General features: G+C 71.1%; 10 protein-coding genes. 8 read left to right on the plus strand and 2 right to left on the minus strand.

Annotated elements, in window-relative coordinates:
* Positions 1 to 26: 26 nt before the first annotated feature.
* Both ACIB24_RS05590 and ACIB24_RS05595 read left to right on the plus strand, forming a co-directional pair.
* Positions 27 to 1,550 carry an MFS transporter gene (locus tag ACIB24_RS05590; protein WP_398276334.1) on the plus strand — a complete coding sequence of 508 codons (1,524 nt, stop codon included), beginning with the start codon at positions 27 to 29 and terminating at the stop codon, positions 1,548 to 1,550.
* Positions 1,547 to 2,104, plus strand: coding sequence for a hypothetical protein (locus ACIB24_RS05595; protein ID WP_398276337.1), 558 nt, complete (start codon positions 1,547 to 1,549; stop codon positions 2,102 to 2,104). The genes ACIB24_RS05590 and ACIB24_RS05595 overlap by 4 nt, the downstream gene beginning before the upstream one ends.
* 66 nt (positions 2,105 to 2,170) lie before the next feature.
* Here ACIB24_RS05595 and ACIB24_RS05600 read toward each other — a convergent pair whose 3' ends face one another.
* Positions 2,171 to 4,348, minus strand: a complete 2,178-nt coding sequence (locus ACIB24_RS05600) for an alpha-galactosidase (protein ID WP_398276340.1) — start codon at positions 4,346 to 4,348, stop codon at positions 2,171 to 2,173.
* A gap of 186 nt (positions 4,349 to 4,534) precedes the next feature.
* On the opposite strand from ACIB24_RS05600, the gene ACIB24_RS05605 reads away from it, so the two are divergent.
* The 5 genes from ACIB24_RS05605 (at position 4,535) to ACIB24_RS05625 (ending at position 9,328) form a co-directional block, all read left to right on the plus strand.
* Positions 4,535 to 5,866, plus strand: coding sequence for an ABC transporter substrate-binding protein (locus ACIB24_RS05605; protein WP_398276343.1), 1,332 nt, complete (start codon positions 4,535 to 4,537; stop codon positions 5,864 to 5,866).
* Positions 5,867 to 6,028: 162 nt separating this feature from the next.
* Positions 6,029 to 7,012 (plus strand): carbohydrate ABC transporter permease, encoded by a 984-nt coding sequence (locus ACIB24_RS05610; RefSeq protein ID WP_398276346.1) that lies wholly within the window; start codon positions 6,029 to 6,031, stop codon positions 7,010 to 7,012.
* The gene (locus ACIB24_RS05615) at positions 7,009 to 7,935 is read left to right on the plus strand and encodes a carbohydrate ABC transporter permease (protein WP_398276348.1); all 927 of its coding nucleotides are present in this window, start codon (positions 7,009 to 7,011) and stop codon (positions 7,933 to 7,935) included. Before ACIB24_RS05610 ends, ACIB24_RS05615 begins: the two co-directional genes overlap by 4 nt.
* A gap of 22 nt (positions 7,936 to 7,957) precedes the next feature.
* Positions 7,958 to 8,206, plus strand: coding sequence for a hypothetical protein (locus ACIB24_RS05620; protein ID WP_398276351.1), 249 nt, complete (start codon positions 7,958 to 7,960; stop codon positions 8,204 to 8,206).
* A gap of 60 nt (positions 8,207 to 8,266) precedes the next feature.
* Complete coding sequence (locus ACIB24_RS05625) at positions 8,267 to 9,328, plus strand: LacI family DNA-binding transcriptional regulator (RefSeq protein WP_398276354.1); 1,062 nt, start codon at positions 8,267 to 8,269, stop codon at positions 9,326 to 9,328.
* A gap of 12 nt (positions 9,329 to 9,340) precedes the next feature.
* Here ACIB24_RS05625 and ACIB24_RS05630 read toward each other — a convergent pair whose 3' ends face one another.
* A complete protein-coding gene (locus ACIB24_RS05630) occupies positions 9,341 to 10,822 on the minus strand; it encodes a mannitol dehydrogenase family protein (protein ID WP_398276357.1) in 1,482 nt (493 codons plus the stop codon).
* Positions 10,823 to 11,022: 200 nt separating this feature from the next.
* Here ACIB24_RS05630 and ACIB24_RS05635 point away from each other — a divergent pair, with 200 nt between their 5' ends.
* Positions 11,023 to 12,621, plus strand: a complete 1,599-nt coding sequence (locus tag ACIB24_RS05635) for a hypothetical protein (RefSeq protein WP_398276360.1) — start codon at positions 11,023 to 11,025, stop codon at positions 12,619 to 12,621.
* Positions 12,622 to 12,671: the final 50 nt, after the last annotated feature.

Raw genomic sequence — 12,671 nt, forward strand, 5'->3', positions numbered from 1 at the left:
GACGCGACGACGAAGGAGCCCCTCCCGTGACTGCAGTGGTGGACAACCCCGTACCGGTGATCGACCGACCCGCGGGCCCCGACCCGGCCCCGTCCGACGCGGCGGCCCCGCCCACCGGGGCCGTGCGCTGGCTCGGGTTCGGCGTCGTCATGACCGCGATGATCATGAACATCCTCGACGGCACGATCCTCAACGTCGCCGCCCCCTCCATCCAACGGGACCTCGGGACGTCGTCCTCGGCGCTGGAGTGGATCGTCGCCGCCTACACGCTGGCCATCGCCGTCGGGCTGCTGACCGGCGGCCGGCTCGGCGACATCCACGGCCGCAAGCCCATGCTGCTGATCGGCCTGGCCGGCTTCGTCGCCGCGTCGATCGGCTGCGCGCTGGCCCCGACCGCGGGTGCGCTGATCGCGGGCCGCGCGGTCCAGGGCCTCGCCGCCGCCCTGCTGGTACCCCAGGCGTTCGGGCTGATCCGTGACCTGTTCGGGCCGCAGGACATCGGCAAGGCGTTCGCCGCGTTCGGCCCGGTGATCGGGCTGTCCACGGTCGCCGGGCCGGTGGTCGCGGGACTGCTGATGAAGTTCGACCCGTTCGGCGCCGAGTGGCGCTCGCTGTTCCTGATCAACGTCCCGTTCGGGCTGGCCGCGCTGGTGGTCGGGGCCCGGCTGCTGCCGAACCGGGCGCCGCGCGCTACGGACCTGCGACTCGACGGGCTCGGCACGGTGCTGGTCGCCGCGACGTCGTTCCTGATGATCTACCCGCTGGTCGAGGGGCGCGAGAAGGGCTGGCCGGCCTGGATCTTCGGCATCCTGCTGGCCGCCGTCCCGGCCCTGGCCGCCTTCGTGCTGCAGCAGCGCCGGCGGGTCGCCTCGGGTCGCTCCGGGCTGGTCGAGTTCAGCGTGCTGCGCAAGCGGTCGTACGTCTCCGGCGTGGTGTTCACGCTGATGTTCTTCGGCTCGGTCGTCGGGTTCGGCCTGTCCGCCGGCCTGTTCCTCCAGGTCGGCGCCGGGCTCAGCCCGCTGCGCGCGGCGTTGTACCTCACCTCGCTCATGGCCGGCGCCTTCTTCGGCTCGGGCATCGGCGCCTGGGCGGTCAACGCGGTGGGCCGCCCGATCCTGCACGTCGGTCTGGGCCTGATGGGCGTCGGCCTGGCCGTCCTGCTGGTCTCGCTGCACCGGCTGGAGGCGACCTCGGTGGTGCACTACGTCGACCTGGCGCCCGGTCTCGCGGTCTACGGGTTCGGGATGGGCATGATCTTCGTGCCGTTGTTCAGCATCATCATGGGTGAGATCGAGGACCACGAGGTCGGCTCCGCCGCCGGGCTGCTGGAGGTGCTGCAGCAGCTGGGCGCCTCGCTGGGCGTCGCGGTGCTGGCCACGCTGTTCTTCAGCCGGTTCGCCCTCGAGGACGGCGGCCCGCAGGCGGCCGTCGCCGCCGGCCGGCACCTGGCGGCCGCGCAGGCCACGGTGCTCGTCTCGCTGGTGCTGCTGAGCGTGGCGTTCGCGCTCGGCTTCCTGCTCCCGCGCCGGGCGCGCATGATGGAGATGTGACTCTCGCCGACGAGCCGCTCGACGTCCTGGCCTCGGGTCGTGAACCCGACCGGCGGCGCCGGGCGGCCGTCGCGTTCCTCGTGGTGACCGTGCTGGCGCTGGGCGTCGTGGGCTGGGCGGTCGACCGGCACGGACGTCACGCCGAGTTCTCGGCCCTGGTCGCCTGCCGGGACCGGGCGTTCGCCGCCATCGACGACGCCCGGGGGCTGACGTCGTCGATGGCCGAATACGTCCGCCCCTCGCTGAACTTCGACACCGGCGTCAGCTCCGAAGGGCTGTACGGGATGGTCGCCCACGCCGCCGCGCCGGCGGTCCCGGCGTTGTCCGCCGCCGAGGCCGGCTGCCGGACCGTGCGCGTCCGCGCGTGGCACGGCGCCCAGACGCGGGCCCGGGACGTGCTGCTGAGCTACGTCGGGGCCGAGGCCTCGTTGTACCGGGCCACGGCGGCCGACGGCCACGCCTTCTACGGGGCGAACCCCACCGCCGGCCAACGCCAGGCCGCCGCCGCCGCGGTGGACGACGCCCGGCCCGGGTGGCTGCTCGTCCGCCCCTGATCGTCGACGAGGCGATCTCAGCTGGAAATAGCAGCCGAGATCGCCTCGTCGACGATCGGAGGCGGGTCAGGGCCGGGCGGTCAGGTGCAGCACCAGCACCTGTTGCGGGGCCAGCAACAGCGACGGCAGGCCGACGTGCTCCAGCACCGAACCGGGCAGGGTCAGCGACTTCGGCGGCCACCACGGTGGAGGTGCGGTCCCGACGGTCACCGGTTCCGGGCCCGGGAGAAGGGGTTCCACGTGGTACGTGGTGCCCGCGTCGAGGCCCGGCAGGCGCCACGGCGGCGGCGGGGCGGACGTCGTGGTGGCGAGCTGCACGCAGGCGAAGAGCGCTTCGCGCCCGTCGGGCGACACCACGCCGCGGACCTGCGCCCCCGGGTCCGTCTGCTCGGCACGGACGGTGACTCCGCCGTGCAGCAGGGGCCGGAAGCGCTTGTAGAGGGCGATCCAGGCGGCCAGCTCGCCGCGTTCGGCCGGGCTCGCCGCCGCCAGATCCCATTCGATCCCGAAGTGGCCGAAAAGCGCCGTACCGGCGCGGAACCCGAGATCGGCATGGCGCGCGGTGGTGTGCGCCCGCGGTGGTCCGACGTGCGAGCCCATCAGCTCGGGGGCGACCACCAGCCCGGTGTACCTCTCGATCTGCTGCCGTTCCAGCGGGTCGTTGCAGTCACTGGTCCAGATCCGGTCGGTGCGCTGCAGGATGCCGAGGTCGACGCGGCCGCCGCCGCTGGAGCAGGACTCGATCTCGACGTCCGGGTGCTCGGCGCGCAACTGGTCGAGAAGCCGGTACAGGGCGAGGGTCTGGGCGTGCACCCCGGGCCGGCGGCCGCCGCCCACCGAGCTCGCGGCGTCGACGAGGTCCCGGTTGTGGTCCCACTTCAGGTACCCGATGTCGTACTCGTCCAGCAGGGTGTGCAGCCGGTCGTGGATGTAGTCGTACGCCTCGGGATTGCCCAGGTCCAGCACCTGCTGGTGACGCGACAACGGGGGGGTGCGGCCCGGCACCGCCAGCACCCAGTCCGGGTGTGTGCGGGCCAGATCCGAGTCGGGGTTGACCATCTCGGGTTCCACCCACAGCCCGAAGACCATGCCCAGCCCCCGCACGTGTGAGATCAGCGGGTCGAGCCCGTCGGGCCAGACGTCGGCCGAGACGTACCAGTCGCCGAGCCCCGAGTGGTCGTCGCGGCGGGAACCGAACCAGCCGTCGTCCAGGACGAACCGCTCCGCGCCGACCTCGGCGCCGGCGTCGGCCAGCCGCTTGAGGGTCTCCAGGTCGTGGTCGAAGTAGACCGCCTCCCAGGTGTTCAGGTTCACCGGGCGGGGGGACGACGGGTGCCGGGGCCGCGCCCGCTGCGCGGCGTGGTGCGCGTCGGAGACCCCGTCGAGGCCGCGCCCGGAGTAGACCGCGTACAGCCACGGTGCCTCGTACCGTTCGCCGGGCGCCAGGACGAGCTCGTCGGGATCGAGCAGCTCCCCGGCGCCGAGGCAGCCCCAGCCGTCGTTGAGTCGTTCGGCGAACACCGTGAAGTTGCCGCTCCAGCCGAGGTGCACGGCCCACACCTCACCGTGCCGGAACCCGAATCCCGACGTCCCGGCGGCCAGCAGCAGCGGGGCGTCGGTGCCCGTGCGGCCGCGCCGCTGCTCCCGGACCCAGGCCCCCTGGTTGAGCGGCATCCGTTGCGGGATGCGCTCTTTCAGATGGCGACCGGTGACGTCGAGCAGCTCGGTGGCGTGCACCGGGATCGGCAGGGCGCCAGGCAGGGTGAGCAGTTCGTAGTCGTCGTCGCCGGCGTTGAGCACGGCGTGCCGCATCTGCAGCACCCCGGTGACCCCCAGCCTGAGCTCGCTGACGAGCTCCAGCTGGGCGCCGTCGTCCACCGCCTGCACGGTGAGCCGCTGCTCACCGCCGCCGCCGCGCTCGAGGTGGGCGGACGTCGTCCGGAACGACGGTGACCATCCGGCCCCGGCCCGCGAGCCGGTGAGCGTGGCCCGGCCGGGGTACCCGGTCGCGTGGGTCGGCAGCAGGCCCACGCGACGCGGGACGTCGACGGTGTTCGACGGGACGGCGGGGCGCATCGTGTCGCACACCGCCGCCCGCGCCCGGGCGTCGAGTTCGCCCAGGTCGGGGCCCCAGTGCACGACCTCGGGCAGGGCGTCGCCGCGCGCGTCGATCAGCAGCGAGGCACCCGCGGCGCGCAGCAGGAACGTGGCGTCCGCGGTGCCGCGGCCATCGCGAGTGGACATGGCCACCGAGGGTAGGCCCGGGACCCCGACGGCGTAACGGGTCCGTAACGAGCGGTTGACAGTCACCCCACAGCGGAGCACGCTGCGACTAATTCGACTTAGGAGACCCGCGTCACACCAGACGCACGCAAGCGGGTGTCCGGTCGAGAAGGTGCCATCCGGTCCGTCTAGGCGAAGGAGCCATTGATGCGACGCCCCTCTCTTCTCATGTCCGTCGCCGCGGTCGGGGTGGCCGCCCTCGCGACGTCCGCCTGTCTGAGCTCAGGCTCCAGCGGTGGTGGCAGTGGCAGTGCAACCGGTGAGGTCAAGGGTTCGACGGTCACCATCTGGACCAGCGTCGACCAGCCCGTCCTCGACGGGCTCGAGGCCGCCATGAAGCCGAAGGCCGACGCGCTCGGCATGACGGTCAAGTGGTCGAAGGTCGACAACATCAACCAGCTGATCATGACGAAGATCCAGGCGAACGACACGCCGGACATCGCCCTGATCCCGCAGCCCGGCGTCGTGGCCGACATCGTCAACCGTGGCAAGGCCACGGCGCTCGACGACGTCGTCGACAAGAGCGCGCTGCAGTCCAGCATGATCCCGGGCACCCTCGAGTCGGGCACCGTGAACGGCAAGCTGTACGGCCTGCTGGTCAGCGCCAACACCAAGAGCTTCGTGTTCTACCCGAAGAAGGCGTGGGACAAGGCCGGCTACCAGGCCCCGCAGACGATCGACGAGCTGAACGCGCTCACCGAGAAGATCAAGGCCGACGGCACCGCCACGGCCCCCTGGTGCATGGGCATCGGTTCGGAGGCGGCCACCGGCTGGCCCGCCACCGACTGGTTCGAGGACCTGATCATGCGCTACGGCGGCACGGACGGGTACAACAGCTGGGTCAAGCACGACACCAAGTTCAACTCGCCGCTGGTCAAGCAGGCCGCCGCCGAGTTCGAGAAGCTGCTGTTCACCCAGGGCAACGTGCTGGGCGGCCGGAAGTCGATCTCCAGCAACGCCTTCGGCACCGCCGGTAACCCGATGTTCAACAAGGGCAAGCCCGGCTGCATGATGTACAAGCAGGGCTCGTTCATCACCGGTAAGGGCTTCTTCCCGGACGACGTGGTGAAGAACCTCGACAGCGAGGTCGGCGTCTTCTACTTCCCGCCGGCCCAGGCCGGTGGCGACAAGCCGGTCCTCGGTGGCGGCGACATGGCCGTCCTGCTGCACAACACCGCCGGTGCCCAGGAGGCCATGAAGCTCCTGTCCGACAAGAGCATCGGTGACGACGCCGCCGGGAAGTCCAGCTTCCTCTCGCCGCACAAGGACTTCGACGTGACGAAGTACGGCGGCACGCTCAACCAGGAGATGGCCAAGATCTCCTACGGCGCCAGCGTCTTCCTGTTCGACGGTTCCGACCAGATGCCCGGTGCGGTCGGTGCCGGCACCTTCTGGAAGGACATGACGGCGTGGATCTCCAACAAGGAGAGCCTCGACAAGGCGTTGAACAACATCGACAACAGCTGGCCGAGCAGCTAGTCGAGCAATCGCACCGACGTCGGGGCGGGTGGGGGTTTCCCGCCCGCCCCGACGTGCGTCGGCCCGGAACGCCACCTCTGGCGGTGACCTGGTCCGCAGCGCATCCTGAGAGTCAACGACGACAGCCGTGACCGGTCGCCGGCCGCGAGGAGGCGGTACGTGATGCTCATCAAGCTGATCAACACGATCCTGACGGTGATCGCCGGTGTCGGCGTCGCCCTGATCGTGTTCTGGATTCTCAACAAGCTCGCCGAGTTGTTGCCCGGGAAGTGGGAGGACCGGGTCAAGCCGTATCTCTACGTGCTGCCCGCCCTGCTCGCGATCGCGGTGTACGTCGTCTACCCGGCCATCCAGACCGTCGTGTACAGCTTCGCCAACTCGCAGAGCACCGCGTTCGTCGGGTTCGACAACTACACCCACCTGTTCAAGCAGGAGAACTTCCGCAACACCTTGGTGGTCACCCTCGTGTGGCTGATCGTCGCCCCGATCCTGGCGGTGGGCTTCGGTCTGCTGGCCGCCACGCTCTTCGACCGGTTGAAATCCGGCTCCGAGAAGACGGCCAAGACGGTCGTCTTCTTCCCGATGGCCATCAGCGCCGTGGGTGCCGGTGTGGTCTGGCGGTTCGTCTACGCCTTCGCCCCCGAAGGGGCTCCGCAGATCGGCCTGCAGAACGCCATCGTCACCCTCTTCGGCCACGAGCCCATCGCCTGGCTGGAGCAGAGCGCGGCGTTCTTCAACACGTTCCTGCTGATCATCATGTTCCTCTGGCTGCAGGTCGGGTTCTCGATGGTCCTGCTCTCCGCGGCCATCAAGGGCGTCCCCGTCGACACGCTCGAGGCGGCCCGGGTGGACGGCGCCACGGAACTGCAGATCTTCCGTCGCGTCGTCGTCCCGCAGATCATGCCCACGGTGGTCACGGTCTACGTGACGGTGACCATCGGGGTGCTGAAGCTCTTCGACGTCGTCTACGTGATGTCCAACGGCAGCTTCAACACCAACGTGTTGGCCACGGAGTTCTACAACCAGATCTCGACCAACTTCGACAACGGCGCGGCCTCGGCCATCGTCGTGATCATGATCATCGCGGTGATCCCCGTGATGGTCTTCCAGGTTCGCCAGTTCCGGATCCAGGAGGCCAACCGATGACCACCACCGCTCAGCCCATCCCCGTCGAGACGGAGCCGAAGCAGTCGCGGTTCGCCTTCGGCCGCAAGTCCCGCTACGCCGACCCGGGTGGCGCGCACTGGTCGGTGAAGCTCGCCGTCCTGCTGATCTGCTTCTTCTGGATCGTGCCCGCCTTCGGCACCCTCGTGACGTCGTTCCGAACCGAGGGTGACGCCAACGGCAGCGGCTGGTGGACGGTGTTCAACCCCGCGAAGTGGGACGGCTTCACGCTGTCGAACTACCACGACGCGATCGTCAACGCGAAGCTCGGTGAGGCGCTGATCAACAGCTTCGCCATCGCCCTGCCCGCCACGTTCATCCCGATCCTGATCGCCGCGTTCGCCGCGTACGCCTTCTCCTTCATGCAGTTCTGGGGTCGCGACGTCATCTTCTTCGCGCTGGTCAGCTTCCTCGTGGTGCCGAACCTGGTCGCCCTGGTGCCGATCCTGAAGCTGTACAGCAGCTACGGCCTCAACGGCTCGTTCCCGGCGGTCTGGCTGTTCCACATCGGGTTCGGCATGTCGCTGGCGATCTTCCTGTTCCGCAACTACATGTCCACCCTGCCGCGCGAGGTCATCGAGTCGGCGAAGGTGGACGGTGCCAGCCACTACGCGACCTTCTACCGGCTGATCATCCCCATGTCGACGCCGGTGCTGGCCTCCTTCGCGATCTTCCAGTTCCTCTGGGTCTGGAACGACCTGCTGGTGGCCCTCGTCTTCATCGGGCCGGGCGACAACGCGCCGCTGACGGTCTCGGTGAAGAACAACCTGATCGGCCAGCAGGGCCAGGGCTGGAACCTGGTGACGGCGGGCGGCATCCTCACGATGATCGTCCCGATCATCGTGTTCCTCGCCCTCCAGCGGTATTTCGTCCGCGGCCTCACGGCCGGGTCGGTCAAGGGCTGACCACGACCGGGCAGGTCCGAGGATGACCCAGGGTGGCGCACCCGCACCGGTGGCCAAGCGGCCGCGGTGGGGGCTGCGCACCCTGGGTCTCCTCCTCCTGGCCGGGGTCGCGGTGTCCACCGCCCTCGCGATGGGTGGGCACACGGTCGGCACCCTCGGGTGCACGGTCCTCGGTCTGGGGGGCGCGTTCTACTGCAGCGTCCAGGGCATCCGCGATGCCCGCCGACGCGGCCTGGCCGGGATCCTCACGGACCGCCGGCCGCCCCGCTGACCTCTCCGCAACCGGGGTCGGCTTCGACGACGACGAAGTCGCGAGACGAGGTGAGTTGCCGTGCCCGGAACCGACGAAGACGCCCGAATCCCCGCCGGACACCGCCGCGCCACGATGGCCGACGTCGGCCGGTTGGCGGGGGTCTCCGCCACCACCGTCTCCTTCGTGCTCAACGAGAAGAGCGGCCAGACCATCAGCGAGCAGACCCGCCAGCGGGTGCTCGACGCCGTCGCGGCCCTCGACTACCGGCCCAACCGGATGGCGCGCGGCCTGCGCACGAAGCGCACCGCCACCCTCGGTTTCGTCACCGACGAGATCGGTGCCGAGCCGTTCGCCGGGGCCACGATCGCAGGCGCCCACGAGGTGGCCTGGGCCCAGGGCAGCCTGCTGATCGTGGTCAGCGCCACGCGTGACCGGCGCATCCTGACCGACGTCGTGGACGACCTGATCGACCGGCGCGTCGACGCCCTGATCTTCGCGGTCGTCGGTACCCGCCGGATCGCCGTCCCCCAGGCGTTGAAGGGGGTCCCCGCCCTGCTGCTGAACGGCTACGTCCAGGGCGGACTGTTGCCCTCGGTGCTGCCCGACGAGGTGGCCGGAGGGCGGGCCGCCGCGCAGCTGGTGCTGGACGCCGGTCACACCCGGCTCGCGTACCTCACCGGCCAGGCCTCGCTGTGGCCGACCCGGGCCCGGCTGCGCGGCTTCCGGGACGCCGTGGTCAGGGCCGGTCTCGACCCGCACGACCAGGTGGTGCTGCGCGGGAACTACCGGGCCGACTCCGGTTACGAGCTGACCCGGCAGCTGCTGGCCGCCGGCCCGCCCCCGACGGCGGTGCTGTGCGGCAACGACCGGATGGCCCTGGGGGCGTATTTGGCCCTGAAGGAGGCCGGGCTGCGCATCCCCGAGGACGTCTCCGTGGTCGGCTACGACGACCAGGTCGACCTGGCCGCCGACGTGCATCCCGCCCTGTCGACGGTCCGGATGCCGTACTACCAGATGGGCAGATGGGCTGCCCAGCAGGCGGTCGCGGGCACCATCCCGACCCTGCCGACGCGCACCTACCTGCCCTGCCCGCCGGTCCCGCGCGCATCGGTCGGACCGCCGCCGCCCGCTACTGCTTGACCGCAGCCCCGGTCAGTCGGCCAGGGACGCCAGGTTCTCCAGCGTGGCCCGGCAACCGTTCTCGTGCACCGAGGCGAGCACGCGCCGGTACACCGCGGTGAACCGGGTGTCCTCGGCCAGGTCGCCGAACAGCGCCTGGTCCTTGAGGAAGGCCAGTGCGTCGGCGCCCTGCCGGGCCGCGTTGGCCCGCACCCGGTCGGCCACCAGGTCGACGATGTCGATCGGCTCGCCGGCCTCCGTCGTCCCCTCCGCGTAGCGGGCCCAGAACGCGATGATCGCCGCGCAGTGCACGATCGGGCCGCCGGTCAGCAGCTGGTGCTCCACCACGGGCAGCAGGAACTTGGGGATCCGGTCGGAGGTGAACGAGTTGATCCGGGCGAGCGTGTCGCGGACCTGTTCGTTGCTGAACCGCTCGATCAGCTGGTCGGTGTAGCGCATCAGGTCGATGCCGGGCAGCGGCTGCAGCGTCGGCATCGCCTCCTCGCGCATGTAGCGCAGCAGGAAGTCCGCGAACAGCGGGTCCTGCGCGCCCTCGTGAACGTACCGGTACCCGGTCAGGTAGGCCGCATAGCCGAGCGCCTGGTGGCCGGCGTTGAGCAGTCGCAGCTTCATCAGCTCGTACGGCTCGACGTCCTTCACGACCTGGACGCCGACCTCTTCGAAAGGTGGCCGCCCCGAGGGGAACCGGTCCTCCAGGACCCACTGCTCGAAGTCCTCCGACAGCACCGGGACCCGGTCGTCGACGCCGTACCGCTCGGCCACGGCGGCCCGGTCGGCGTCGGTGGTGGCCGGCGTGATCCGGTCGACCATCGAGTTCGGGAACACCACCTCGCGTTCGATCCACGCGGCCAGGTCCGGGTCGCGCAGCCGGGCGAACGCGGCCACCGCGCGGTGCGCGACGTCGCCGTTCTTCTGCACGTTGTCGCACGACATCACCGCGAACGGCGCCACCCCGGCCGCCCGCCGCCGGGCCAGTGCCTCGACCACGAACCCGAACCAGGTGGACGGCGTCGCGCCCGGTACGAGATCCGCCGCCACGGCGGGGCTCTCGGCCCGGAACTCGCCGGTCACGTCGTTGATGTTGTAGCCGCCCTCGGTGACCGTGAGCGAGACGATCCGGGTGCTCGGGGCGCACAGCCGCGCCAGCACGTCGTCCGGGCACTCGGGCCCGTACAGCACCTCGGTGATCGACCCGATCACCCGTGGCGACCAGTCGCCGCTGGGCGGCTTCTCGACCAGCGTGTACAGCCCGTTCTGCTCGGTCATCGCCGCGGCCGTGTCCCGGTCGCCCGGCAGGAGGCCGACCCCGCAGATCGCCCAGTCGAGCGCCTGGCCCTTGTTCATCAGCCGGTCCAGGTACATCGCCTGGTGCGCCCGGTGGAAGGCCCCCACCCCGAAGTGCACGATGCCCACGCTCAATTGGGAACGGTCGTAACCCGGTACCGGGACACGGTTCTGAACGTCCGGCAACGTCGACGCCTCGAGAGTGCTCATCACGACCCCTGTCCGTGCTCCGGTGAACGGCTTGCCGGATTCAGCGTAGGTCGGCAACCCGTCCGGCACCTCCGGCCGGGGCGATCGGGCATCCTGGGACGGGGTAACGGGCACGAACGGGCAGGGGAGTCGCCCGGGTCCTGGGGGAAGGGTGGGGCGATGACAGGGAGTTCTCAGCGGGGAACGGTTGAACTGTGCGGGTGAGCGCCGCGCCGACCGTCGAGCGACCGGTGCCGGTGACCGCGCGCGGCGTCCGGGTCGTCGAGCCGTGGGGGCTGGTGCCGGTGGCCCTGCTCGCGGCCGTCTCGCTGTGGTGGGTGGAGAGCGCCGACCAGAGCCTGTTCGCGCTGGCCGCCGAGCAGCTGCGCGAGGGCGGCGTCTACTACCGCGACGTCTGGGACATCAAGCAGCCCGGCCTCTACTGGTTCTATCTGCTCGGTGACCACCTGGTGGCCGGCGGGCTGGGGGCCCGGCTGCTCGAGGCGGCGCTGGCCGTCGTCGCGGCCGTCCTGGTGCAGGTGCTGGTCGCCCCTTGGGGCCTGCGCCGCAGCGTGCGGCTGGCCGCTCCGACCATGGTCCTCGGTCCCTACCTGCTCTACGCGAGCCTCAGCGGGGTCGGCGAGATCGAGGGCCTGATGAACGTCCTGGTGCTGGGCCTGCTGGCCTGCACCTGGCCGGTGGGGCGCCGCGCCGCGCCCCGGCCGCCGTGGGCCTGGTTCGTGGCGGGCCTGCTGGTCGCCGTCGTCTGCCTGCTCAAGCTGCTCTACGCGCCGGTCGCCGTGCTCCTGCTCGGCGTCGCCCTCTACGCCGGGCGGCCGCTCGGACGGCGGGCGGTCGTGCTGCGGGCCGCGTACGCGGCGGGGGCGTTCGCGCTGGTCGCGGTCGCCGTCGCGGCGCTGCTGGCCGCCCAGGGCGTGCTCGGGATGGCGCTGCGGACGACGTTCGAGCTGCCGGGCCAGGTGGCGGGAGTCGCGGCGCTGCACGAGCCGCAGTCGTTGCCGGAGCTGCCGCGCGCGCTCAAGAACATGTTCCCGGTGCTGGGCCCGCTCGCGGTGCTGGGCCTGCTGACGGCCCGGCGCGGCGGGCGCCTCCCGCTGGCCCTGGCCCTGGCGGGGGCCGGTGCCCTCGAGCTGGCGCTCGGGATGACGCAGATCTGGACGACGTACCGCTGGCTGATGCTGTCGGCGCCGGTCGGGCTGCTGGCCGTGTTCGGTTCGGAGGCCCTGCTGGGCTGGTTCGACGCCCGGCCCGGACGGCGGACGCTGGCCTTGCGCCTGGGGGTGGGCCTGGTGGCGGCCGGGCTGACCCTGCCGATCCTGCGCCCGGCGTTCGCGCTGGCCACGGCGCCCGACCAGCGCTGGGGTCTCGACCCGGCGTCCCGGATCCGGCGCGGTGAGGACGCCGGAGCCCTGACCCGCCCGGTGGCCGCCTCGGCGCTCGTCGCCGGCAAGGTCGCCCCCGGCGAGCGGGTGTACGTGTTCGGCGACGCGCGGATCCAGGTGCTGACCCGCACCCGGCTCGGCCTGCCGGTGGCCGGGCTGACGATGCACTTCATGCCGCCCCCGGTGTGGGACGAGCTGGCTCGCGAGCTGGCGGCCTCACCCCCGCGGTTCGTCTACGTCGGGGCGCGCGACTGGAGCTACGAGCGCCGTGGGCCGGGTCGGGCGGTGTTCGACTACCTCGACGAGCACTACCGGGTGGTGGCCGAGAACGCCGAGGGCACCTGGTACGAGACGGACTCCCCGGGCTCGTCGCGGCCCACCGCCTCGGTCCGCGGCCTGTTCGGCCCCACCTCTTGACGTTGATCATGCGCAAACGCAGGATGCGTTTGCGCATGATCACCGGAGAG

Source organism: Spongisporangium articulatum, from assembly GCF_044465595.1.
GTDB classification, from domain to species: Bacteria; Actinomycetota; Actinomycetes; order Actinomycetales; family Kineosporiaceae; genus Spongisporangium; species Spongisporangium articulatum.

Excerpts from the sequence above, each read along its gene's own strand:
- ACIB24_RS05600 (WP_398276340.1), bottom strand. The coding sequence starts at position 4,348 with ATGTCCACTCGCGATGGCCGCGGCACCGCGGACGCCACGTTCCTGCTG.
- ACIB24_RS05605 (WP_398276343.1), top strand. The coding sequence starts at position 4,535 with ATGCGACGCCCCTCTCTTCTCATGTCCGTCGCCGCGGTCGGGGTGGCC.
- ACIB24_RS05610 (WP_398276346.1), top strand. The coding sequence starts at position 6,029 with ATGCTCATCAAGCTGATCAACACGATCCTGACGGTGATCGCCGGTGTC.
- ACIB24_RS05615 (WP_398276348.1), top strand. The coding sequence starts at position 7,009 with ATGACCACCACCGCTCAGCCCATCCCCGTCGAGACGGAGCCGAAGCAG.
- ACIB24_RS05620 (WP_398276351.1), top strand. The coding sequence starts at position 7,958 with ATGACCCAGGGTGGCGCACCCGCACCGGTGGCCAAGCGGCCGCGGTGG.
- ACIB24_RS05630 (WP_398276357.1), bottom strand. The coding sequence starts at position 10,822 with ATGAGCACTCTCGAGGCGTCGACGTTGCCGGACGTTCAGAACCGTGTC.